At 73.5% G+C, this 20,882-nt stretch carries 20 protein-coding genes; 11 read left to right on the forward strand and 9 right to left on the reverse strand.

Annotated elements, in window-relative coordinates:
• Nucleotides 1-165: 165 nt before the first annotated feature.
• Entirely contained in the window at nt 166-471 is a 306-nt protein-coding gene (locus C1N91_RS13635) for a putative quinol monooxygenase (RefSeq protein ID WP_137768162.1), read from the forward strand.
• 80 nt (nt 472-551) lie between these two features.
• On the opposite strand, the gene C1N91_RS13640 is transcribed toward C1N91_RS13635, so the two are convergent.
• Nucleotides 552-1,574 (reverse strand): amidohydrolase family protein, encoded by a 1,023-nt coding sequence (locus C1N91_RS13640; RefSeq protein ID WP_137768163.1) that lies wholly within the window; start codon nt 1,572-1,574, stop codon nt 552-554.
• Nucleotides 1,575-1,758: 184 nt separating this feature from the next.
• A complete protein-coding gene (locus C1N91_RS13645; protein WP_137768164.1) occupies nt 1,759-3,033 on the reverse strand; it encodes an endo-1,4-beta-xylanase in 1,275 nt (424 codons plus the stop codon).
• A gap of 285 nt (nt 3,034-3,318) precedes the next feature.
• Between C1N91_RS13645 and C1N91_RS13650 the strand changes: the two genes are divergently transcribed.
• From C1N91_RS13650 to C1N91_RS13680, 7 genes are all read left to right on the forward strand, one after another.
• Nucleotides 3,319-5,415 (forward strand): ArnT family glycosyltransferase, encoded by a 2,097-nt coding sequence (locus C1N91_RS13650; RefSeq protein WP_137768165.1) that lies wholly within the window; start codon nt 3,319-3,321, stop codon nt 5,413-5,415.
• A 28-nt stretch (nt 5,416-5,443) separates the two neighbouring features.
• Nucleotides 5,444-5,944, forward strand: a complete 501-nt coding sequence (locus C1N91_RS13655; protein ID WP_137768166.1) for a GNAT family N-acetyltransferase — start codon at nt 5,444-5,446, stop codon at nt 5,942-5,944.
• Nucleotides 5,941-6,546: a molybdenum cofactor guanylyltransferase gene (mobA, locus tag C1N91_RS13660; protein ID WP_137768167.1), complete on the forward strand. Its 606-nt coding sequence runs from the start codon at nt 5,941-5,943 to the stop codon at nt 6,544-6,546. Before C1N91_RS13655 ends, mobA begins: the two co-directional genes overlap by 4 nt.
• Nucleotides 6,547-6,550: 4 nt before the next feature.
• On the forward strand, nt 6,551-6,853 hold the full coding sequence (locus C1N91_RS13665; protein WP_137768168.1) for a DUF6457 domain-containing protein: 303 nt from the start codon (nt 6,551-6,553) through the stop codon (nt 6,851-6,853).
• The gene (locus C1N91_RS13670) at nt 6,850-8,049 is read left to right on the forward strand and encodes a molybdopterin molybdotransferase MoeA (protein ID WP_137768169.1); all 1,200 of its coding nucleotides are present in this window, start codon (nt 6,850-6,852) and stop codon (nt 8,047-8,049) included. Before C1N91_RS13665 ends, C1N91_RS13670 begins: the two co-directional genes overlap by 4 nt.
• A gap of 96 nt (nt 8,050-8,145) precedes the next feature.
• Nucleotides 8,146-9,012 carry a formate dehydrogenase accessory sulfurtransferase FdhD gene (fdhD, locus tag C1N91_RS13675; RefSeq protein WP_058727334.1) on the forward strand — a complete coding sequence of 289 codons (867 nt, stop codon included), beginning with the start codon at nt 8,146-8,148 and terminating at the stop codon, nt 9,010-9,012.
• 38 nt (nt 9,013-9,050) lie between these two features.
• Nucleotides 9,051-11,312 carry an FdhF/YdeP family oxidoreductase gene (locus C1N91_RS13680; RefSeq protein ID WP_137768845.1) on the forward strand — a complete coding sequence of 754 codons (2,262 nt, stop codon included), beginning with the start codon at nt 9,051-9,053 and terminating at the stop codon, nt 11,310-11,312.
• Nucleotides 11,313-11,570: 258 nt separating this feature from the next.
• Here C1N91_RS13680 and C1N91_RS13685 read toward each other — a convergent pair whose 3' ends face one another.
• The 7 genes from C1N91_RS13685 to C1N91_RS13715 form a co-directional block, all read right to left on the reverse strand.
• On the reverse strand, nt 11,571-12,080 hold the full coding sequence (locus tag C1N91_RS13685) for a hypothetical protein (RefSeq protein ID WP_137768170.1): 510 nt from the start codon (nt 12,078-12,080) through the stop codon (nt 11,571-11,573).
• A gap of 130 nt (nt 12,081-12,210) precedes the next feature.
• Nucleotides 12,211-14,022, reverse strand: a complete 1,812-nt coding sequence (locus C1N91_RS13690) for a choice-of-anchor G family protein (RefSeq protein ID WP_175416033.1) — start codon at nt 14,020-14,022, stop codon at nt 12,211-12,213.
• A gap of 65 nt (nt 14,023-14,087) precedes the next feature.
• On the reverse strand, nt 14,088-14,858 hold the full coding sequence (locus tag C1N91_RS13695) for a hypothetical protein (protein ID WP_137768172.1): 771 nt from the start codon (nt 14,856-14,858) through the stop codon (nt 14,088-14,090).
• A complete protein-coding gene (locus C1N91_RS13700; RefSeq protein ID WP_175416034.1) occupies nt 14,855-15,391 on the reverse strand; it encodes a signal peptidase I in 537 nt (178 codons plus the stop codon). Before C1N91_RS13700 ends, C1N91_RS13695 begins: the two co-directional genes overlap by 4 nt.
• 77 nt (nt 15,392-15,468) lie before the next feature.
• Nucleotides 15,469-16,149, reverse strand: coding sequence for an acyl-CoA dehydrogenase (locus C1N91_RS13705; protein ID WP_137768174.1), 681 nt, complete (start codon nt 16,147-16,149; stop codon nt 15,469-15,471).
• Nucleotides 16,150-16,404: 255 nt separating this feature from the next.
• Nucleotides 16,405-17,985, reverse strand: a complete 1,581-nt coding sequence (locus C1N91_RS13710) for an MFS transporter (protein WP_137768175.1) — start codon at nt 17,983-17,985, stop codon at nt 16,405-16,407.
• Between the two features lie 108 nt (nt 17,986-18,093).
• On the reverse strand, nt 18,094-18,318 hold the full coding sequence (locus C1N91_RS13715; protein WP_217496436.1) for a PLDc N-terminal domain-containing protein: 225 nt from the start codon (nt 18,316-18,318) through the stop codon (nt 18,094-18,096).
• A 99-nt stretch (nt 18,319-18,417) separates the two neighbouring features.
• Here C1N91_RS13715 and C1N91_RS13720 point away from each other — a divergent pair, with 99 nt between their 5' ends.
• The 3 genes from C1N91_RS13720 to C1N91_RS13730 all read left to right on the forward strand — a co-directional run bounded on the left by C1N91_RS13720 (nt 18,418) and on the right by C1N91_RS13730 (nt 20,839).
• Nucleotides 18,418-18,834, forward strand: coding sequence for an HIT family protein (locus C1N91_RS13720; protein WP_137768177.1), 417 nt, complete (start codon nt 18,418-18,420; stop codon nt 18,832-18,834).
• A gap of 105 nt (nt 18,835-18,939) precedes the next feature.
• Nucleotides 18,940-19,371 carry a hypothetical protein gene (locus tag C1N91_RS13725; RefSeq protein ID WP_137768178.1) on the forward strand — a complete coding sequence of 144 codons (432 nt, stop codon included), beginning with the start codon at nt 18,940-18,942 and terminating at the stop codon, nt 19,369-19,371.
• A gap of 1 nt (nt 19,372) precedes the next feature.
• Nucleotides 19,373-20,839 (forward strand): ABC transporter permease, encoded by a 1,467-nt coding sequence (locus C1N91_RS13730; RefSeq protein ID WP_137768179.1) that lies wholly within the window; start codon nt 19,373-19,375, stop codon nt 20,837-20,839.
• Nucleotides 20,840-20,882: the final 43 nt, after the last annotated feature.

Raw genomic sequence — 20,882 nt, forward strand, 5'->3', positions numbered from 1 at the left:
CCGCGGGACGCAACCTCGGCGGTTCCACGCAACGGTCCACCGCTGCGGACCGTCGCCGACGTTGCGTTCTGCACTTCCCCGGAGCGACGCGGAACACCGCGCCTTGCTCGCGTGTTGGGTCGTGCGACGCCCGATCGACGGGCGCCGCTGACGGAAGGTGCACCCATGACCCAGACGGTCCTCCTCGAGGTCCAGCTGCGCGACGACGTCGCGCAGGACACCATCGAGTCCGCGATCAGCGAGACCCTCGCCCAGACGGCCACCTTCGCGGGCAACGAGTCCCTCGAGGTCCTGGTCGACGACACAGACCCGCTGCACCTCGTCGTGCTCGAGCGGTGGACGACCCCGGCCGACCACGACGCCTACGTCGCCTGGCGCGCCACCGACGAGGGCGCCCCGCGGGCCCTCGCCGCGATCGTCGCTGCTCCGCCCGTCACGCGCACGTTCAGCCGGGCGCTCGACCTCGGCTGAGCAGCGCTCCGCGTGAGCGTCGCTCGACTCGGCTGCGCGCCGCTCCGCGGCGACCGCAGGAGCTCCGCGCACCTGATCCGTCATCCCTGGTCGCCGAGCCCGAACAACCGCCGCGCGTTGCCCGACGCGAACGCCTCCCGCGCCGCGTCGTCGGGGAGCTCCGCCAGGAACCCGTCGACCTGCTCGCGGGTCGGTGACTGGAACGGGTGGTCGGTCGAGAACACGAGCCGGTCGACCGACGTGACGGCGAGTGCGTGCCGCAGCAGCGCCGGGTCGAGCATGCCCGACGCGGTGATCCAGACGTTCTCGCGCAGGTAGTCCGTGACCGACCGGTCGAGCCCCGCCGTCCGTGCAATGCCGTCGGCCCGACCGTGCCAGAAGAGCAGCAGTTCACCCCAGTGCCCGAGCACGAGCTGCAGGTCGGGGTGCCGGTCGAGGGCACCGCTCGCCATCAGCCGGAGTGCGGCCGTCCCCGCCTCGAGGTGCCAGCCCCACCCGAACGTCGCGAGGGCGAGGTCCACCGGTTCGCCGAGCCCCGAGTACGCGGCTCGGCGGACGGCGCCGGGCGGCACCTGCGGGTGGATGAAGACCGGCTGGTGCAGGCGCGACGCCACCGCCCACAGGTCGTCGTACCGCGGGTCGTCGGGCGTCACGTCGCCGACCCGGCCGTAGGTCATCACGCCCGTCAGCCCGAGCGCGACGGCTCGCTCGAGCTCGGCCGCGGCGGCTGCCGGGTCCGCGAGCGGGAGCGTCGCCATGGCCCGGAACCGACCGGGGTGCGCACGGATCGCCTCGACGACCTCGTCGTTCGCGTCGCGGGCGAGCGCCACGGCGTCGGCGGTGCTCGGGACCTGTGCGCCGGGCGGGGCCAGCGAGAGCACCTGGACGTCGACGCCCTGCTCGTCCATCGCGGCGAGCCGCCGCTCCGCCAGGTCGGTCAACCGTGCACGGACGTCGCCGTGGTCGTTGAGCACGAGGCTGGCGTCGCGGTCGTCACCGGTCATGCCCCGGAGCGCTCGGTCGACCGGTTCCGAGATCCAGTGCTCCTCGATGCCGATCAGTCGCGCCGTGACCAGCCCGTCCGTTCCCGCGTCCCCGGACATCCCGTGTCTCCTGTCCGACGCGCGGCCGCCGCGCGCCACGACGGACGGTACGCCGGAGGCGACGACGCGGTCGGGCCGGGCCGGTCCGGGTCAGATCGGGTCGGTCGGTCAGCGCGAGCGGTGCCGGACGGGAGGCGCGTGGCGGGCCCGCCCCGCGCCTCCCGTCCGTCACGTCGTCACGTCGTCACGTCGTCGGCGCGACCACCTCGTGCTCCGTGGCGTCCCGTCCGACGGCGAACGCCGTCGACGCGCCCCGCGCGTCCGCCCGGTAGTCCCCGCGGAACCCGCGCACCCGCACCTGCCCGCGCTCGTCCGTGCGGAGCACGGTCGGCCCGGTCCACCACTCCTCCTTGACGAGCCGGCGCACCGCCTCGTAGGACGGCTTCGGCGTCCCGTCCTCGCGCACCAGCCCGATCGGCGCGCCCAGCCAGGCGCCCGCGTCGGTGATGCCCCAGTAGGTCACCGCCTCGACCGCGGGGGGCCCGACCAGGCTCCGGTAGTGCCGCTCGACCTCGTCGGCCTGCCGCGCCTCACCCTCGGGCGTCGACGGCCACGAGTCCACCCGGTGGTCGTTCAGGTCGACGACGTGCGCGGGCATGAGGTCGCCCGACACGAGCGAGGTCTCGGTCAGGTGCAGCGGCAGGCCGTACCGAGCGAACCGGTCGACCATCGCGAGCATCGTCTCCTCGCCCCAGTAGCCCTGGTGCATGTGGGTCTGCAGCCCGATGGCGTCGATCTGCACCCCGGCCTCGAGCACGCCCTCGATCAGGCACTCGTACGCGCTCGACAGGTCGAAGTCGTTGAGCAGCAGGGTCGCGTGCGGGTTGGTGGCGCGGGCCTCCTCGAACGCCATCTGGATCGTCGGGATGCGGCCCTTCGCCCGGGCGAGCGGGGTGATCGCGTTGTCGCCGTTGTCGAACACGGGCATGATGACGACCTCGTTGATCGCGTCCCACGTGTCGACCAGCCCGGCGAGGTCGGAGACCTCGCGGCGGATGCGCTCGCGCTGCAGCCGTTCGACCTCGTCGAGGGGCAGCCCGAGCAGCCAGTCCGGCTGCACGGTGTGCCAGACGAGCGGGTGGCCCTTGCGCGCGATCCCCCGCTCGCGGAACCACTCGGCGGTGCGGCGGAGCCGGGCGGTGTCGGGTCGTCCGCGCTCGGGCTCGAAGGTGCCCCAGTAGAACGGGAGCGTCGCGGTGGTGAACACGTCGGTGTACAGGTCGGCGAGCCGTTCGAGGTGCTCCCGTTCGTCGCCGTCGACCTCGTCGTTCGCGAGCGCGACGAAGTCGAAGCCGATGTTGCCGAAGCCGAACGCGTGCCGGGTCTGCTCGACCGTGACCCCGACGTCCGGCAGCGGCGTGCCGTGGTGGTCGACGACCGTCAGGACCGTCGTGCCCGTGCGGTGGGCGATCGACTGCTGGGTGTCCGACTGCTGAGAGTCCGACTGCTGGGTGTCCATGGCTGCTCCCCGGCACCCGTCGACGTCGATGTCGATGGGATTTGTTGTGCGGCCGAACATAGCAGGACGGTGTCCCGGTGTCAGGAGCGCGCTGTCCCGTCTGTCCGTCGAGCGCTGCTGCCGACCGCGCCCGCCACCACCGCAGCGAGCGACAGCACCACGGCGAGCGCCGACGACCCCCCGAACACTACCGACCGGCATCCTGGTACCGCTCCTGAACGAACCGGAGTCCTGGGGACCGGCTGCCCCAGGCTCCTTCATCGACTCCGGCGCGATCTTCAGCGCATGGACTCGACTCACCCCGCCCCGACGTCGGGCGACCGCGCCACCGCACGCCCTGCTCGGTGGTGGCACCAGACCGTCGCCCAGCGGGCGACCCTCGTCGCGATCGTCGTGCTCGGCGCCGTCCTGTCGAGCTGGAACCTCGCCCGCGGCGGCGACTCGTCGTTCTACGCCGCCGCAGCACGCTCGATGTCCGAGTCGCTGCCCGCGTTCCTGTCCGGCTCGTTCGACCCCGGTGCGACGGTGACCCTCGACAAGCTCGCCGGCTTCGCGGTGCCCCAGGCGATCAGCATCCACCTGTTCGGCATGTCCACGGCGTCGCTCGCGCTGCCCCAGGTGATCGAGGGCGTGGTCACGACGCTCGCCGTCTCCGTGGTCGCGCTCCGCTGGCTCGGCGCCCGAGCCGGCCTGGTCGCCGCCGCCCTCGCCGCGAGCACCCCGATCTTCGTGTCGATGTTCGGCCACCCGATGGAGGACGGCCTCCTCACCATGTCGCTCGCCGTCGCGCTGGTCTGGTGGCAGCGCGCCGCGCTCACCCGGACGTGGTGGCCGCTGCTGCTCGCCGGGCTGTTCGTCGGCGTCGGCTTCCAGGCGAAGATGCTGCAGGCCTGGTTGGTGCTGCCCGCCCTCGTGCTCGCCACGGTGGTCGCCACCGCCGGCTCGGGACGGCGATGGCGCCGCGCCGCGGGACACGTGGCCGCGCTGGTCGGTGCCGCGGTCGTCGCGAGCCTCTCCTGGTCGGTGGTGCTCGGGCTGCTGCCGACGGGCGACCACCCCTACTTCGACGGGTCGACCGACGACAGCGTCTTCGCGATGGTCTTCGGCTACAACGGCGTCGACCGGTTCCTCCCCGGACTGTGGCCCGGAGCGGTCGGCGCGCTCGGCGCCGCCGTCGGACACGCCGGCACGCACGTCGCGGACGCGTGGCGCACGGCGACCGCCGGCCGGGGCGGTGGCGACCACTCGCTGCTCCAGCTCTTCTCGCCGCGGTACGCGTCACAGGTCGGCTGGTCGTGGCCCGCAGCGCTCACCGGCATCGGCATCGGCGCGGCCCGGTGGTGGCGTCGTCGGCCCGGCCGGGAGGCACTGCTCCCCGCCGCCACGCTCGTCGCCCTGGTCGTCTGGCTGGTGACCGCGGTGGCGGTGCTGTCCGTCCTGCGACTCCCGCACACCGCGTACGTCGCCGGGATCGGCGCGCAGCTCGCGGCCCTCGGCGCGCTCGGCTGGTGGGGCGCAGCCGGGTTCGTGGACGCGGCCGACCGCCGGCTGCGGCTCGTGCCCGTCGGCCTGCTCGTGGTCCAGGGCGCCTGGTGGGCGTGGCTGGCGCGGGCCTCGTCCGAGCCGGCGCTCCTCGGCACGATCGCCGTCGGCGTGACCGTCGTGGCGCTCGTGGTGCTCGTCGTCCGCTGGCGTCGGAGCGACCCGACGGCGCCGTCGACCCGCTGGCGTCGGACGGCGGCCGGCGTACTCGTGGCCGCGGTGGTGCTCGGGCCGGCGTGCTTCTCGCTGCAGGTCCTCGACGCGGCGCGGGACGGCAGCGGCGGCGACGCGTCGGTCGGCGTCGGGCAGGGTGCCTTCGCCCGCGGCGGTGGCACCCCGGACCGGGCGTTCGCGCTCGGCCGCGGCGGCACCGGCGGCTGGTCGGCCGGAGGTCGGTCGTCCGGCCCTGCGCCGTTCACGATCTCCGCACCGGACGTCGTCGGTGGCCACACCCGCCTGCCGTCGGACGAGGCAGCCCTCGTCGATGCCGCCGAGCGCGCAGGCGGCGGTCAGGACGGGGCACCGCTGTTCCTCACCGACTCGTGGCGGATCGCCGCCGACGTCATCGGCGACACCGGCGACGAGGTCCTGACCGACGGCGGGTTCTCCGGCCGGGTCCCGGTGTTCACCGCCGCCCAGGTCGAGTCGATCGTCCGCTCGGGCAGGACGCACCTGCTCGTCGTCGCGTCGGGCACGGCCGCTACCGACCCGGTCCGCCGTGCCGGTGCCGACCTCGGTTGCCGGGTGGTGCAGCGCTGGGGCTCGACGTTCGCCGACGCGGCGTCCGGCAGGTCCTTCGGCGGTGGCACCACGTCCTTCGCACTCGAGCGCTGCTCCTGAGACGACGCGGGTAGGGCAGGATCGAGCGATGGAGATCCGCGTGGCCGACCTTGACGACGCCGAGGCAGTCGCGGCCTTTCAGGTCCGGGCATGGGAGCAGACGTACCGGGGGCTCGTCCCCGACGCGTTCCTCGACGCCGCAAGGTCGCGCGACCGACGTGCGCGGTGGACCGAACGGATCCGCCGCGGCGAGCGTCGCGTCGTGCTCGTGCGTGCCGAGGACGTCGTGGTCGGGGTGTCGAGCACAGCGCCGTCGGCGGAGCCCGGTCTGCCCGCGACCGAGCTCTGCACGCTCTACCTCGATGCGGCCGTGCAGGGCACCGGGGTGTCGGACCAGCTGCTCGAGGCTGCTCTCGGGCGGGCGGCTGCCCACCTGCTCGTCTTCTCGGTGAACGGACGAGCCAAGCGCTTCTACGCCCGCCACGGCTTCGCACCACAGGGTTCACCGCAGGTCGACCCCGGCACGGGACTCGACGAGGAACGCTGGGTGCGCGGCGGCAGCGGAGCGGTGCGGAGCGTTCCCGCATGACCGTCCCGGGAGTCGTGCCGCACGACGCCGTGCTGCTCGCCGGGGGCCGAGCGTCACGGATGGGTGGGATCGACAAGACGGCCCTCATCGCCGACGGCCTGGCGCTGTCGGACCACGCCGTCGCCGCGGCGGCCCGCGCCCGCATCGTCGTGCTCGTCGGGCTCCGGGACGGCCGGACCGCACCGGACGGGGTCGTCGTCACACGTGAGGACCCGCCGTTCGGCGGACCGGTGGCCGGCATCGCCGCAGGGCTCGCGGCGGTCGCCGCGCCAGCGCCGTGGACGCTCGTGCTCGCGTGCGACCTCGTGCGCCCCGAGCGGGCGGTCGACGCGCTGCTCGGGGCGGCGGACGACGAGGCCGACGTCGACGGCTTCATCGCCGTCGACGAGGACGGACGTCGTCAACCCCTGCTCGCGCTCTACCGCTCGGACGCCCTGCGTGCCGCGGTCCGGGAGCTCGGTGACCCCACCGGCGCAGCGGTCCGACGGCTCACGGCCGGCCTGCGGCTCGTCGAGGTCCCACTGCCCGCCGATCTCTGTGCGGACGTGGACGAACCGGCGGACGCCACGCGGGCCACGGCGACCGCCCGACTGCTTGACTGACCGCATGACCACTGACGACGTCCTCGCCGCTTGGACCGCCGAGCTCGCCGAGGCGCTCGGGTTCCCCGAGGACTTCACGCTCGACCGCGACGTCGTGCTCGACCTCGCCCGCGACGCCGCCCACGGGGTGGCCCGGCCGGCCGCCCCGCTCACGACCTTCCTGGTCGGGTACGCAGCAGGGCTCCGCGGCGGGTCGAGCGCCGACCTGGCCGATGCCGCCGCGACCGCGACCCGGCTCGCGCTGGCACACGGGGCCGCAGCGGACTCCGCGGACGCTGACGGCTCCACCGGGCCCGACGCCCGGTGACGCTGGTCCTGCCGTCCTGGTCCGAGGCCCGACGCGCGGCACACGAGCAGGGCGCCCGTCTGGCCGCCGACACCGCGGGCGCCGACCCCGGGTCGGGAGCGGTCCGACTCGACCTGGCATCGGCGCTCGGACGGACGCTCGCCGCTGACCTGCTCGCCCGTGCCGACGTGCCCGGCCACGACGGCGCCGCGATGGACGGGTGGGCCGTCGCAGGGCCTGGGCCGTGGGTGCTCGGCGCACCGATCGTCGCGGGCGCGGTCCCCGCTGACGAGCCGCTCGCCGTCGGGCACGCCCGTCCGGTCACGACCGGGGCGCCGGTACCACCCGGCACGGAGGCCGTGGTGCGTTCCGAGGACGCCTCCGTCGACGACGACGGCCGCCTGGTCCGCCACACGTCGTCCGCGCGTCGTCACGTCCGACCGGCCGGCGAGGAGGTCTCCCGCGACCAGGTGCTGTTCCCCGCCGGCTCCGTGCTGACCCCGCCGCGTGCAGCGCTGGCCGCGGCGTCCGGCGTCGACGACGTGCTCGTCGCGCCCGTCCCGACCGCGCGGGTCGCGGTGCTCGGTGACGAGATCGTCGCCGCGGGCATCCCGCGACCCGGACAGGTGCGCGACGTCTTCACCCACACCCTGCCGTCCGTGCTCCGCACCTTCGGGGCCGACCCGGTCGCCACCGAGCGCGTGGCCGACGACGCCGACGGCACCGCCCGGGTGCTCGACGCCGCGCAGGAGCGGATCGTCGTCACGACCGGTGGCACCGCCGGCTCCTCGACTGACCACGTCCGCGGCGCGCTCGCCCGCATCGGCGCCGAGCTGCTCGTCGACCGCGTCGACGTCCGGCCCGGGCGCCCGATGCTGCTCGCCCGCCGGGGCACCACCGTGTACCTCTGCCTGCCCGGCAACCCGATGGCCGCGATGGTGGGCCTCGTGCTGCTCGGCGGACCGCTCGTCGCCGGTCTGCTCGGGCGACCGCTCGAACCGACGGGGTCGGTCCGGCTCGCCGTGGACGTGCCGAACGACCGACCGGGCGCACTGGTGCTCGCCCACCGGACGACACCCGAGGGTGCCATGCCGGCGTCCCACCAGTCGTCGGCCATGCTGCGGGGGCTGGCAGACGCGGACGGACTGATGATCGTGCCGGCCGGGGGCGGCGTGGCGGGCGAGGACGTGCCTCCCGTCCGGCTGCCGTGGGTCTGACGGTTGCGGACCCGGCGGTCTGAGGACCGGCTCAGCCGCGCTGGCGGGAACCGCACCGCCCTGGCGGGTGCCGGGCAGGGGTGGTAGACCCGGAGCATGAGCCGGATCACGGCGCGGAAGCGCGTCACCCGCATCACCGTCGCGACGTCCCGGTCGGTGCGTGACGACCTGCTCGCCGTCGAGGAGCCGCTCGAGATCCGCGTCGGCGGGAACTCGCTCGCGATCACGATGCGGACACCCGGCAACGACGTCGACCTCGCCGCCGGGTTCCTGGTGTCCGAGGGCGTGATCGCCCGCGGTGACGACTTCGCCGCCGCCCGGTACTGCGCGGGTGCGACGGACGAGGGGCTGAACACCTACAACGTGCTCGACGTGACGCTCGCCCTCGGTGTTCCTGCACCGGATCCGAGCCTGGAGCGGGCGTTCTACACGACCAGTTCGTGCGGCCTGTGCGGCAAGGCGAGCATCGACGCGGTGCGGACGACCTCGCAGCACGCCGTGCACCACGACGACCTCGTGCTCGACCCGGCACTGCTCGCGACGTTCCCCGATCGCCTGCGCGAGGCCCAGGACGTGTTCGAGAAGACCGGCGGGCTGCACGCGGCGGCGCTGTTCGACGGCACGACCGGAGAGATGCTCGTGCTCCGCGAGGACGTGGGCCGGCACAACGCCGTCGACAAGGTCGTCGGGTGGGCCGTGAAGGAGGGGCGCCTGCCCCTGAGCGGCACCGTCCTCATGGTCTCCGGTCGGGCGAGCTTCGAGCTGACCCAGAAGGCGTCGATGGCGGGCATCCCGGTGCTCGCCGCCGTGTCCGCCCCGTCCTCACTCGCCGTCGACCTGGCGAAGGAGGTCGGCATCACCATCGTCGGCTTCCTGCGCGGCCAGAGCATGGTCGTCTACAGCCGCCCCGAACGCATCACCGAACCAGCACCCGCCCCTCGAGAGACCGTGAGCGCACCGTGACCGAACAGCCCCCGAAGGACGACGTGACCGACGCCGAGATGACCGTCGGCGAACCGAAGGACTGGGCCGCCGGCGTCCCCGGGGTCCTGCACTCGATGGGTCCCGCGCTCGAACAGCTCGGCGCCGCCCGCACCGCCAAGCTCATGCTGTCGCTCAACCAGAAGGGCGGCTTCGACTGCATGAGCTGCGCCTGGCCGGACCCGGACAAGCGGAAGACCGCCGAGTTCTGCGAGAACGGCGGCAAGGCGGTCGTGTGGGAGGCGACGCCCGTCCTGGTGCCCCGCACCTTCTGGTCCGAGCACTCGATCCACGACCTGGCGGACAAGACCGAGTACTGGCTCGGGCAGCAGGGACGCCTGACCGAACCCGTGTGGAAGCCCGCGGGCAAGGACCACTACGAGCCGGTCAGCTGGGAGCGGGCCTTCCGGATCATCGCCGACAAGCTCAACGGGCTCGACTCCCCCGACCAGGCGTCGTTCTACACCTCCGGGCGCACCTCGAACGAGGCCGCCTTCGTGTACCAGCTGTTCGTCCGGGCGTTCGGCACGAACAACCTGCCCGACTGCTCGAACATGTGCCACGAGTCGACGAGCCTGGCGATGGCCGAGGTCGTCGGCATCGGCAAGTCGACCATCGCCTACGACGACTTCGAGCACACCGAGCTCATCATCGTCATGGGGCAGAACCCCGGAACGAACCACCCGCGCATGCTCACCGCGCTCGAGGACGCCAAGAAGAACGGCGCCGAGATCGTCGCGGTGAACCCGCTGCCCGAGGCCGGCCTCCGCCGCTACAAGAACCCGCAGCGCGTCCGCGGCGTCATCGGGCACGGCACCCAGATCGCCGACCAGTTCCTGCAGATCCGGCTCGGCGGCGACATGGCGCTGCTGCAGGCGCTCGCGAAGCGCGTCGTGCTCGCCGAGCAGAAGACACCCGGAGTGGTGGACCACGCGTTCATCGAGGCGCACACGAGCGGGTACGAGGCGTTCGTCGAGCACATCCTGCAGGTCGACGACGACGAGGTCGTCCGCGCCACCGGGCTCACCATCGAGGAGATCGACGAGCTCGCCGAGCGCTACCTGCACTCCGAGCGGACGATCATCACCTGGGCGATGGGCATCACCCAGCACACGAAGGCCGTCGACACGATCAAGGAGATCATCAACCTCCTGCTGCTCCGCGGGAACATCGGCCGCCCGGGCGCCGGTGCGTCGCCGATCCGCGGGCACAGCAACGTGCAGGGCGACCGGACCATGGGCATCTGGGAGCAGATGCCCGACAGCTTCCTCGACGCCCTGGCGGAGGAGTTCCACTTCGAGCCGCCGCGGGAGCACGGCGTCGACGCGCTCAAGGGCATCGAGGCCATGCAGCGCGGGGACATCAAGTTCTGGATGGGGATGGGCGGCAACCTCGTCGCCGCGATCTCGGACAGCCAGCTCGCAGAGGCCGCGTTCCGCGGGACCGAGATGACCGTCCAGGTGTCGACGAAGCTGAACCGGTCGCACGCCGTCGTGGGCGAGGAGGCCCTGATCCTGCCGACGATGGGCCGCACCGAGATCGACGTGCAGGCCGCCGGCCCGCAGTTCGTCTCCGTCGAGGACACCGTCTGCTCCGTGCACGGCAGCCACGGGCAGGTCCCGCCGGTCGCGCCCGGCCTGCTGTCCGAGGTCGCGATCGTGTGCGAGCTCGCGAAGGCCACCCTCGGTGACCGCGTGCCCGTCGACTGGCAGGCCATGCGCGACGACTACGACGTGATCCGCGACCACATCAGCCACGTCGTGCCGGGCTTCGACGACTACTCCCGCCGCGCCGGCAGCAAGGAGGGCTTCGTCCTGCCGAACGGACCCCGCGACTCGCGGACCTTCGCGACGGAGACCGGCAAGGCGATGATCACCGTGAACGAGCTCGAACACGTCGATCGCCCCGAGGGCACCCTGCTGCTGCAGACCCTGCGCTCGCACGACCAGTACAACACGACGATCTACAGCCTGAACGACCGGTACCGCGGCATCAAGAAGGGCCGACACGTCGTCTTCGTGAACCCGGACGACCTGGTCGAGCTCGGGCTGGCGGACGGGGACACCGTCGACATCGAGACGGTGTGGCACGACGACGTCGAGCGGGTGCTCCGGGACTACCGGGTCGTCGCCTACCCGAGCGCTCGCGGGTGCGCGGCGGCGTACTTCCCCGAGGCGAACGTGCTCGTGCCGCTCGACAGTGCGGCGAAGGGCAGCAACACCCCCGTGTCGAAGGCCGTGCCGGTGCGGCTGACGCGGGTGGCGGTGCCCGCCGGCGTGTGAGGCGCGGGCGGTCGGCGGCGCGGGTACTGCGACAAGACGGCTGTCGTTCGACAACGGTCTTGTCGCCTCATGCACACGCACACGATGCGTGCGCACCCTGCGACATGACGGCTGTCGTTCGACAGCCGCAACGTCGCGGAACGTACGTCGAGACGGACGGGAGGCGCGGTGCCAGCGGGCGCCTCGCCTCCCGTCCGTCGCGGTGCCGGTGAGCCGGCCGTGGTCGGCTCTGCAGAGGCGCTCGCGAGCGCGACGGCGTCAGCGAGGGTCGGCGACCTCGTGCGGCTCCGTGATCCGCTCCCCGGTCTGCGGGTCCCAGCCGATGGTCCTCGGCTCCTGCACGCGCGGGCGTCGCTCGGTGCGGGGGAACCAGGGACGTGCCGACGGCAGCCAGAGCAGCACGGCGGCGGCGATCACGGCGACCGCCTCGAGCGTCAGCCAGCTCGCGTTCCCGGTGAGCGTCACCACGACCACGTTCACCACGGCGAAGGCTCCCATGACCCCGAGCCAGACGCGCGCGGTGCCGGAGCCGCGCCACACGAGCAGCGTGGCCCAGGCGAGGAGCGCGCAGATGCCCAGGCCGAGCACGCCGCCGAAGAGTGCCGCGGGCAGCGCACCGGGTTCACTGAGGGCCAGGTGCACCGCACCGATCGCGACGGTGACGACCCGCACGACGAGCACGACCGCCCAGATCGCCACTGCCGCGGTGACCACCGGCGGTCGCCGCGTCGGCCGGCCGGTCTCCTGCGCACGCTCGTCCGTCGTCACGGTGCCCCCTCTGGTCGATCGCAGACCCCACGGTCCGCGTACCGCGACCGTAGCGGAGCCGGGACGCCGTCGGCCAGCCCCCGTGCCGAGCCCGTCCGCCGACGCCGGGCCACCACGGCGGTGAGCACCGTCAGGACCGCGGGGCGCCGAGGTCGACGAGGTTCGGCCCGACCGTCGACGACGCCAGGTCCACCTGGGCGAGCGGGGTGCCGCTGCCCGCTCCGAGCACTCCGATGCGGATCGCCGTCACGGAAAAGCTGCCCGTCCGGGCGTACCGACCGTCTCGGGATCCCGGGACGTCGCGCTGCACGTTGACCTGCACGGACAGCAGCGCAGGGAGTGCCCGGAGTACCGGGGTCACACCGGCCACGAGGGTTCCTGCGATGTTCACGAGCGTGGTCCCGAGCGGAGCGGCCACCGCGACGAGGGTCCTCGCTGCGGAGCTCACGACGTCGCGGAGCTGCGCCGTCAGCGCGTCGAGCACGCCGGGGAGCAGGGAGATGCCGATCAATCGCGGCGTGACCGTCAACGGTGCAGTACCCGACAGCACTGCCCCGAGCGACGCGTCCAGGCGCAGCTCCAGCTTGAGCGCCTGGATCCCCAACACCTTCACCGACCCGACGTCGAGCTGCACCTGGACCCGTGCCGACGCCAGGAGTGACGTCACCTGCTCGATGACGCGCTTCGTCCAGCCGTCCAGCAGCGTGCCGACCCGACCCGACAGGTCGCCGACCATCCGGTCGTCGAGCACGAGCTCGGTGTTCGGTGGCAGGCCGTTGAGCCCGGAGCCCGGGCTCCCCGCGAGGTGTGCGAGGTCGACTCGGACCTGCCCGGAACCGAGGTCGACCGTCACGACGCCGTCGGTCAGCGTCTCGCGGAGGACCGGTGCGAGCACCGTAGCGAGGTCGGGGGCAGTGATCGACGCCGTCCCCTCGACCAGACCGATGCGGACGATCCCCGCGAGGCCGACCTCGACCTCGTCGGTCAGGAGACCGGCGAGACCGCGGCTCTGTTCTGCGACGGCGGCATCGAGCGTCCGGACCGTGGCGTCCACTGACGACGTCAGCGATCGCACGAGCGGGCTGTCGATGCGCAGGTCGAGGCTTGCGATCCCGTAGTCACGTGTCACCCGCTGTGACTCACGGTCAGCAGCAGCAGCAGTCGTGGTGGTCCCCGTCGCCGCGAGCAGTGCGGGTCGGACAGTGGGCGCGTCGGGAGCGGTACCGCTCGCGGTCCCCCACACCTCGTCCTCGAGCAGGTCGCAGCCGTCGAGCTGCGCCGACGAGCCGACTGCCCCGACCTCGAGTCCGGCGTCCGAGATGTTCTGCAGGTCGGCGACCCCGGCCAGGGCCTGCCCGAGGTCGAGCGTCGCCGGTTCCGGCAGCGCCTCGGTCGGTGTGGTGTCGGTGACGAGCACGCCCCCGGAGTCGCTGACGAGCCCGGACGCGGCCACCGACCTCCCCGTGGCGACGGACGTCGCGACCTGGTTCACGGCTCCGGCCGATCCTCCGGGCAGCCCGGTGCCGAGTCCGGTCAGGTCGAGACCGGCGACGCTGCCGAGCACGCCGACGTCGAGCGGGTTGCCGTACGCGGCGGTGGTCTCGGTCCGGGTGATCTCGGGCGCGGTCGCCGGGCTGACGGCGACGCCCTGCGTGCCGGTCTTCGTGACGTCGAGTCCGCGCAGGTCCGCGACCGCCCCGAGGTCCTGCCCCGCCACGCTCCCGCCGAGGAACCGGCTGGAGGAGTTCGCCGTGTAGCCGACGTCCTCGCCGCACGAGAACGACGAGGTCCCGATCGCACCGTCGCCGTGCACCCACTCGGCGTCCTGCCACGAGGCGGTCGTCGACGTGGGGGCCGGGATCACCACGGCGGCGGTCGCCCCGACCACCGCCAGGATCGCCACCAGCACGGCGCCAGGACCACGGCGCAGGTCACGCAGCACCGCTGGACGCCGAGGGGCACGGTGGCGAGGGCTACGGCGGCGCGCCCCGCGTGCTCGTTGGGGCCTCATCGCACGCCCCCGTCGCCGGATGCCGCCGTCCGCCGCAGCCGGACCGCCACTCCGACGAGCACGAGTGCCGCCGCGACGAACAGCGGCGCCGCAAAGGCCGCACCGGTGAACGCCAGCGAGGTGAGCGACGCCGATGACGTCGACGCCGTCGATCGTCCTGGCCGCCCTGCGTCGCGCCCGTCGATCGACGACGAGCCGGCGACGGGGTCCTCCGCACTCGCGGTCACCCCGAGCCCGACGGACGCCTCGAGCCCCATCAGTGCGTCGTCGGCCGATGCGCCCACGGTTCCGGCGACGGCGAGCTCGACGAGCAACCAGGTCGATCCGTCACCGTCGGGGTCGGAGACCGGCACACGGAGCGAGTCGGGCTCCCCGGGCTCGATCGACAGGACCCGCTGTCCGTCGTCGCAGACCGGCGCGGCGTCGAGTCCGCGCCACGGCCGCTCGCACGCCGTCACGGTGACCCGCAGCCCGTCCGGGTGCTCCACGAGGGCACCCTCCCGACGGAGCTCGACCTCGGTGCTGATCGGTCCGGCCCGGTCGACCCGGGTGTGCACCTGCCAGAACGCCGGTCGTCCGGGTCGCAGATCGGGTGCGTGCAGCGGGTACGGCGAGGCCTCGAGCACGAGTCCGCCGGGCTCACCGGTCTCGGGGACCGCCTGCCAGCCCGCCGCGACGGCAGCACCGCCGCTGCCGAGTCCGAGGACGGCGCAGAGGACCGCGCCGGCAGCCGCAGCACCGGCACGGGAGCCCGGCCGCGGACTCATCCCCGCGCTCCACGCTCGTCGTCACCGGGACCGTCACCGGGACCATCACCACCACCGGCTGCGCGTCGCGCCGGCCAGAACGACCAGACGATGAGCAGGCCGACGGTCGCCACCGCGAGCCCACGGGCAGCGGGTGTCGAGGACCACTGCAGCACGTGCCCGAGCACGGGAGCGGAGGCGATGGTGCGTCGGGCCTCCCGGACGACCGACGGATCGCGGTCGACGGTGTCGTTCGCGTCACCCCGTGTCGTCAGCGAGCGCGCGGCGGTGTCCCCCGGCACCCGGTCGACGGCGACCACGCGGTGGGTCACGGGCAGCGGCGACCCCGGCCGCGGCACGGTGACGACCTGCCCCGGACGGACGTCCGCCGCCGCGACCCGTTCGGTCACCACGACCGCCCCTGCGGGGATGGTCGGGCTCATCGACCCCGTGGTGACGACCACGAATGACAGTCCCGTGGTCGCCGCGACCGCCCACCACCCGACGCAGAGGAAACCGACGATGCCCGCCACCGCGACGACGACGGCGCGCACCCGGTGCAACAGCGTCGGCCGCTCGCGCGGAGGAGTGTCCCTCGACGCTCCCGCTGCGCTGACTGTTGCTGCCCGGGTCATTCGGACTCGGCGGAGAACTCCCACGCGGGCGTCACCGCGAGGCCCTGCAACGCCTCCACCGGCACGCCGGTTGGCATACGCGGTGTCTGCGGCAGTGAGATCTCGAAGCAGTACCGCTGCGGCGACGTGTTGGCGGCTCCGAGCCGCTGCGCGGTCGAAGCGACCGACGTGGCGAGCGGCCCGTCCGCCACGACGGTGGCGGTCGCGAAGGTCGAAGCCGCGCAGGCGGTCTGCGGAGCGGTGGCAGCGACCCGAACGTCGAGTGCCTCCCAGAGGAGTCCGGCATTCGCCGGGCCGCTGGCGACCGGCATCGACCGGACCGCCGAGAGTCGCACCGTGCCCGCGATCGAATCCTGCGTCGTCCGCAGCACCACCGAAGCGTAGGTGGTGTCGCCCGGCGAGAGCGCGATCGCGTCCGGTGTGAACGTCATCTCCTGCCCGGGAGCGGTCTCCGCCTGCGTCCAACCCGTATCGAGCGCACCCGTGACGTTCTGCTCGACCTCGAAGGTGGAGGTCGCGATCCCCGGTCCTCCGGTCCCGTTGCCGCCGAACACCCACTCGGTGTCCGTCCACGACGCGAGCGTGTACCCGACCCCGCCGACGACGAGGGCGCCGCCGGCGACGAGCGCCGCGACCTTCGTGCGCCGTGAAGCGGGCGCGCTGGACTGTCCTGACATCGTTGCTCCTGATCCGTGCGTGCGGACGCCGGTGGTGGGCCGGTCCGACACGGCGGGAGCTGGTGAGGTCCCCCGTCGGCGGCTGTCCGCTCTTCTGGGGACATGCTGGCGGACCGCCGCTAGGAAGACAAGCAGTCCACGAGGATTGCTCCGGAAACGATGCGCACGCACGCACCCGACGGACGGGAGGCGCGGCACCTGCTGGCACCGCGCCTCCCGTCCGTCAGCCGCTCACCGCGCGGCGGCCCCGTCCGCTCAGACGGACGCCTCCGTCCCGCGGACCCTCCCCACCACGACATCGACGATCCCGGCGACGAGCGCCGCTGCCACGAACACCAGTGAGACCCCGAGCCCGAGCGGGAGCCCCTGCGAGTAGTCGCCCTTCGTGCTCGCGAGCGACGAGTAGAACACGCTGCCCACGGCGGCGATGCCGATCGCTGAGCCGACCCGCGCGCCGACCTGGATGAGGCCGCCCGCGGAACCGCCCTGCTGGACGGGGACCTCGGAGAGCGTGAGGGTCTGGTTCGGCGAGATGGTCAGGCCGGACCCGATGCCGGCGACCAGGAGCGGCAGCACGAGCCACCAGCCGAGGTCCGGCCCGTAGTGGTCCGCGACGACCCAGATGACCGCGCCGAGCCCGATGAGGACGAGCACCGTGCCGACCACGATGAGCTGCCGCCCGAAGCGGTGCACGATCCGACCGCCGATCGTCGACGCGATGCCGGAGCCGATCGCGAACGGCACCGACGCGACACCGGCGAGCAGCGCGGAGTACTGCAGGCCCGACTGCAGCGCGAGGGTCAGGACGAAGAAGAGCGGGGTGAAGCCGGCGAAGTAGACCGTGGCCAGGCCGACGCCGAGCGAGAACGACCGGCGACGGAACAGGCCGAGGTCGATGACGGGCTCGTGCTCCCGGCCGTAGCGGCGCTCCCAGAGCACGAACAGGACCGCGAACACCACCGCGGCGACGACGAGCCACCACTTGGCGTTGCTCTTCCACTGCTCGGACTGCACGAACGGCAGCAGCAGCGCGACGACCGCGGCACCGAGCAGCAGGATGCCGACCGGGTCGAAGTCGTGCTTCCGCCCTCGTTCGGCCTTCGGGGTGGTGGGCAGGTACCGGAAGGCGAGCAGGATCGTGACGAGCCCGACGGGCAGGTTCACGAAGAAGACGAAGCGCCACCCGTTCTCGGTACCGAACGCCGTGATGAGCAGGCCGCCCACGAGCGGGCCGATCGCGGTGGCGATGCCGACGGTCGCACCGAACAGACCGAAGGCCGTGCCGCGTTCCTTGCCGCGGAACAGCTGCTGGATGAGCGCGGTGACCTGCGGGGTGAGCAGACCGCCGGCCAGACCCTGCACGAGTCGTGCGATGACGAGCACGAGCCCGTTCGGGGCGAAGCCGCAGAGCGCGCTCGCGAGGGTGAACAGCGCGACACCGGCGACGAACATGCGTCGGCGGCCGACCGCGTCACCCAGACGACCACCGGGGACGAGCAGCAGTCCGAAGGCCAGGGCGTAGCCGGACAGGATCCACTGGACGGCCTCGGGGGTCGCGCCGCTCAGGCCGCTCGAGATGGACTGCAGCGCGACGTTGACGATCGACACGTCGAGCAGGACGATGCCACCGCCGAGCAGGCAGATGACGAGCGCCTTCCAGCGGTTCGGGTCCGGGGCGTCGCCCTGTCGACCCTGGTCCTGCTGCTCGGGGTCCTGCTGCTGGCGGGAGTCCTGCGGCGCCGACGGGTGCTCGGCTGTCGCGGCGTGGTGCGCGGTGTGGTGCGCGACGGTGGGAGCCGCATCGGGCTCGACGGGTTTGCGGTGTTCGGCTGCCATGACGATCCCACGCTAGGCCGCGCCCCGAGCCCGATCCGCAGGCTGTGCGGTTCTTGTCCCCCGGTCCGGGACCACAGCCCACCGGTGCGGTCCGGACCGGTGAGGTGGTCAGCGGTTCGCGCGCTGCAGACCGTCCGCGGCCTTCCCGAGCAGCCAGTTCACCGCCCATCCGAGCACGCCGACGACCGGCACGAGGACGATGACGAGCGTCCAGACGATCTTCACCGCGTCGCTCCGGCGTCGGTCGCGCCAGACCTGCACCAGCGCCAGCACGTCGAGGGCCAGCAGCAGCGCGATCAGCAGCAGGTGGGCACCTGCGAAGTTCTCGAACACGTGGTCCTCCTCCGTCGTCGAGCACCCCACGCTAGGACCGGCACCGTCACCCCGCGTCCACCGAGCGGACGACATCGCGTCGTCCGTCAGACTGGGGCGATGGAGTCGTGCACGTTCTGCAGCATCATCGCCGACCGGAGACCGGCCACCTGGGTGGAGCGCGAGGAGCACGCCGTCGCCTTCGCCCCGCTCCCGGGGTCGGCCCTCGCTCCCGGGCACACGCTGGTCGTCCCGGTCGCGCACACCGCGGACCTGCTCAGCGCCGACCCCACCTCGCTCGCGGCCTGCACGGCACTGGCGCGGCGGGTCGGCCTCGCCATGCGCGGGGCCCTCGGCGCGACCGGGACCGTCCTGCTGCAGGCCTCCGGAGCCGACGCCGGGCAGAGCGTGCCGCACCTGCACTTCCACGTCGTGCCCTGCTGGCCGGACGACGGCACGACGCACTGGCCGGAACCGCCGTCGGCGCACGTTCACGAGGGCGACCCGCACGCCGACCTCCGGGCGATGTTCGAGTAGGCGCAGTGCCGGATGTCATCCCGGAGGAGCACGTCGGTCCTCCGCTGTGCCGATCCCTGCGGATGGTGGATGCGCTGTGATCGGGTCAGACACGAAAGGCTCGACATGCTCCGCTCCACGATCACCACGCCCCTGGCCCTCGGTGTGCTCGCCCTCGGCGCGCTGACACTCTCCGGCTGCTCCGCCCTGGGCGACGTCGCCCACGACCGGGTGACCTCCGAGGCCGCGACCCGCGCCGACCTCGACGCGGCGCCGGACTGGCTGCCCGCTGACGCCCGCGACATCACCTCCGTCGCCGGCACCGGCGGCAAGGCCTCCGACACGACCCCGACCACGCTGGTCTTCACGAGCACCGACGGTGTCACCGACGACGCCTGCAGCACCGCCCCGCGGCAGTCCGCACCGACGATGGACGTCGAGGACGCGCCGGACGTGTACGGAGCGACCGAGGTGCTGCGCTGCGGCCCGTGGTCGATGACGTCGACGGGCGACCGGTGGATCGCCTGGACGCCGAACCCGGGCGACGGCGGGTCCTGACGTGTCTCGCCCGCGCGGCCGCCACCGAGCGGTAGACGGTCGACCTGCGGCGACGGAGCGGGGCCGCCGTGCACCCGGACACGCACCCGGGCGCGGGGAGCACCGGGCGACCGTCGGCGTCGCGGCCCTCTCCGCCGGTCTCGGCGCCGTCGTCGTCACCGGCGCCGAGGCCGCTCACCGCATCGTCGAGCTCGGCGCGCGCACGGGGTCGAGCGCCACGGTGGCCGCGATCCTGCCCGTCGTGGCGTGGGTGTTCATCGGCATCGCGCTCTACGTCAGCTCGGTCGTCGCGTCGAACACGTGCGCGACGGTCATCGCCGGCCGCACGCGCGCACTCGGGCTGCAGCGCGTCCTCGGCGCCACCGGGCAGCACCTCCGCTGGCAGGTCACCCGGACCGGAGCAGCCTGCGGTCTCGTCGGCGCCGCCCTCGGCACGGTCGTCGGGACCGCGGCCGCCGACGCCGGGCTGGCGGTCGCCGCGGTCTCCGGCACGCTCCCGCCGCTCGGGGTCGTGGCCCCGCCCTCGCTCGTCCCGATCGGACTCCTGGTCGCGGGCATCACGACGGTCGCGTTCCGCATCGGCTCCCGCGCCGTGCTCACGATCTCCCCGCTCCGTGCGCTCGAGGCCGAGGTCGAGGCCCCCGCCGGCGCCACCCGCTCGGTCGGGCGCACGGTGACCGCGGGCTCGCTCGTCCTGCTCGGCACGGTCGGGCTCGGCGGCGCGGTGGTCCTCGGCGCGACGACCGTCGACTCCCTGCTCCTCGCGGTGGCGTGCGGGGCGGTGTCGTTCACGGGCGTCGTCGTCGCGGCGCCGGTGCTGCTGCCCGCCGTGCTGCGTCTCGCGGCGGCTGCCGCGAGCCGGTCGGTCGTGCCGGCGATGGCCGCGAGGAACGCGCTCCGGGCACCCCGACGAACCGCCCGGGCGACGGTCGGACTGCTCATCGCGGTGACGCTCATGGCGACGTTCTCCGTCGGGTTCTCGACCTACGCGGTGATGCTCCAGGGGCAGGCCGCGGACGACCCCGAGTACTACCGCGGCATCCAGGAGCAGTTCGACCAGCTCGCGGTCATGTTCACCGGCCTCGTCGGTGCCGCCGGGGTCATCGCCGCTGCCGGGGTCGTCGTCGTCACGGCCCTGACGATCGCGCAGCGCGGGCGCGAGCTCGGACTGCTGCGGGTCGTCGGTGCGACGAGGCAGCAGGTCCGTGCACTCGTCCTCGCGGAGACCACGATCACCGTCGCGGTCGCGGTCGTGCTCGGCGGGCTGCTCGGCACCGCGTACGGCTGGGCCGGCGCGTACACGCTGCTCGGCGCGACGAAGGGCGCGGAGCTCATCGCCCCGGTCGTGCCGGCCTGGCTCGTGGTCGTCGTCGTGGTGGGCGCCGCCGGCACCGGGCTCGCCGCGGCACTCGGGCCGGCGGCACGCGCCGTCCGCGCAGCCCCGGTCACCGCGCTCCGCTACGAGTGACGGCCGGCGGGGTCAGCGCGCACGGCTGCAGCAGCGGGCGCCG

This window comes from Curtobacterium sp. SGAir0471 (assembly GCF_005490985.1).
GTDB lineage: Bacteria > Actinomycetota > Actinomycetes > Actinomycetales > Microbacteriaceae > Curtobacterium.

Coding starts and splice junctions, on each gene's coding strand:
- C1N91_RS13635 (WP_137768162.1), top strand. CDS start 166: ATGACCCAGACGGTCCTCCTCGAGGTCCAGCTGCGCGACGACGTCGCG.
- C1N91_RS13640 (WP_137768163.1), bottom strand. CDS start 1,574: ATGTCCGGGGACGCGGGAACGGACGGGCTGGTCACGGCGCGACTGATC.
- C1N91_RS13645 (WP_137768164.1), bottom strand. CDS start 3,033: ATGGACACCCAGCAGTCGGACTCTCAGCAGTCGGACACCCAGCAGTCG.
- C1N91_RS13650 (WP_137768165.1), top strand. CDS start 3,319: ATGGACTCGACTCACCCCGCCCCGACGTCGGGCGACCGCGCCACCGCA.
- C1N91_RS13655 (WP_137768166.1), top strand. CDS start 5,444: ATGGAGATCCGCGTGGCCGACCTTGACGACGCCGAGGCAGTCGCGGCC.
- mobA (WP_137768167.1), top strand. CDS start 5,941: ATGACCGTCCCGGGAGTCGTGCCGCACGACGCCGTGCTGCTCGCCGGG.
- C1N91_RS13665 (WP_137768168.1), top strand. CDS start 6,551: ATGACCACTGACGACGTCCTCGCCGCTTGGACCGCCGAGCTCGCCGAG.
- fdhD (WP_058727334.1), top strand. CDS start 8,146: ATGAGCCGGATCACGGCGCGGAAGCGCGTCACCCGCATCACCGTCGCG.
- C1N91_RS13680 (WP_137768845.1), top strand. CDS start 9,051: ATGACCGTCGGCGAACCGAAGGACTGGGCCGCCGGCGTCCCCGGGGTC.
- C1N91_RS13695 (WP_137768172.1), bottom strand. CDS start 14,858: ATGAGTCCGCGGCCGGGCTCCCGTGCCGGTGCTGCGGCTGCCGGCGCG.
- C1N91_RS13705 (WP_137768174.1), bottom strand. CDS start 16,149: ATGTCAGGACAGTCCAGCGCGCCCGCTTCACGGCGCACGAAGGTCGCG.
- C1N91_RS13710 (WP_137768175.1), bottom strand. CDS start 17,985: ATGGCAGCCGAACACCGCAAACCCGTCGAGCCCGATGCGGCTCCCACC.
- C1N91_RS13720 (WP_137768177.1), top strand. CDS start 18,418: ATGGAGTCGTGCACGTTCTGCAGCATCATCGCCGACCGGAGACCGGCC.
- C1N91_RS13725 (WP_137768178.1), top strand. CDS start 18,940: ATGCTCCGCTCCACGATCACCACGCCCCTGGCCCTCGGTGTGCTCGCC.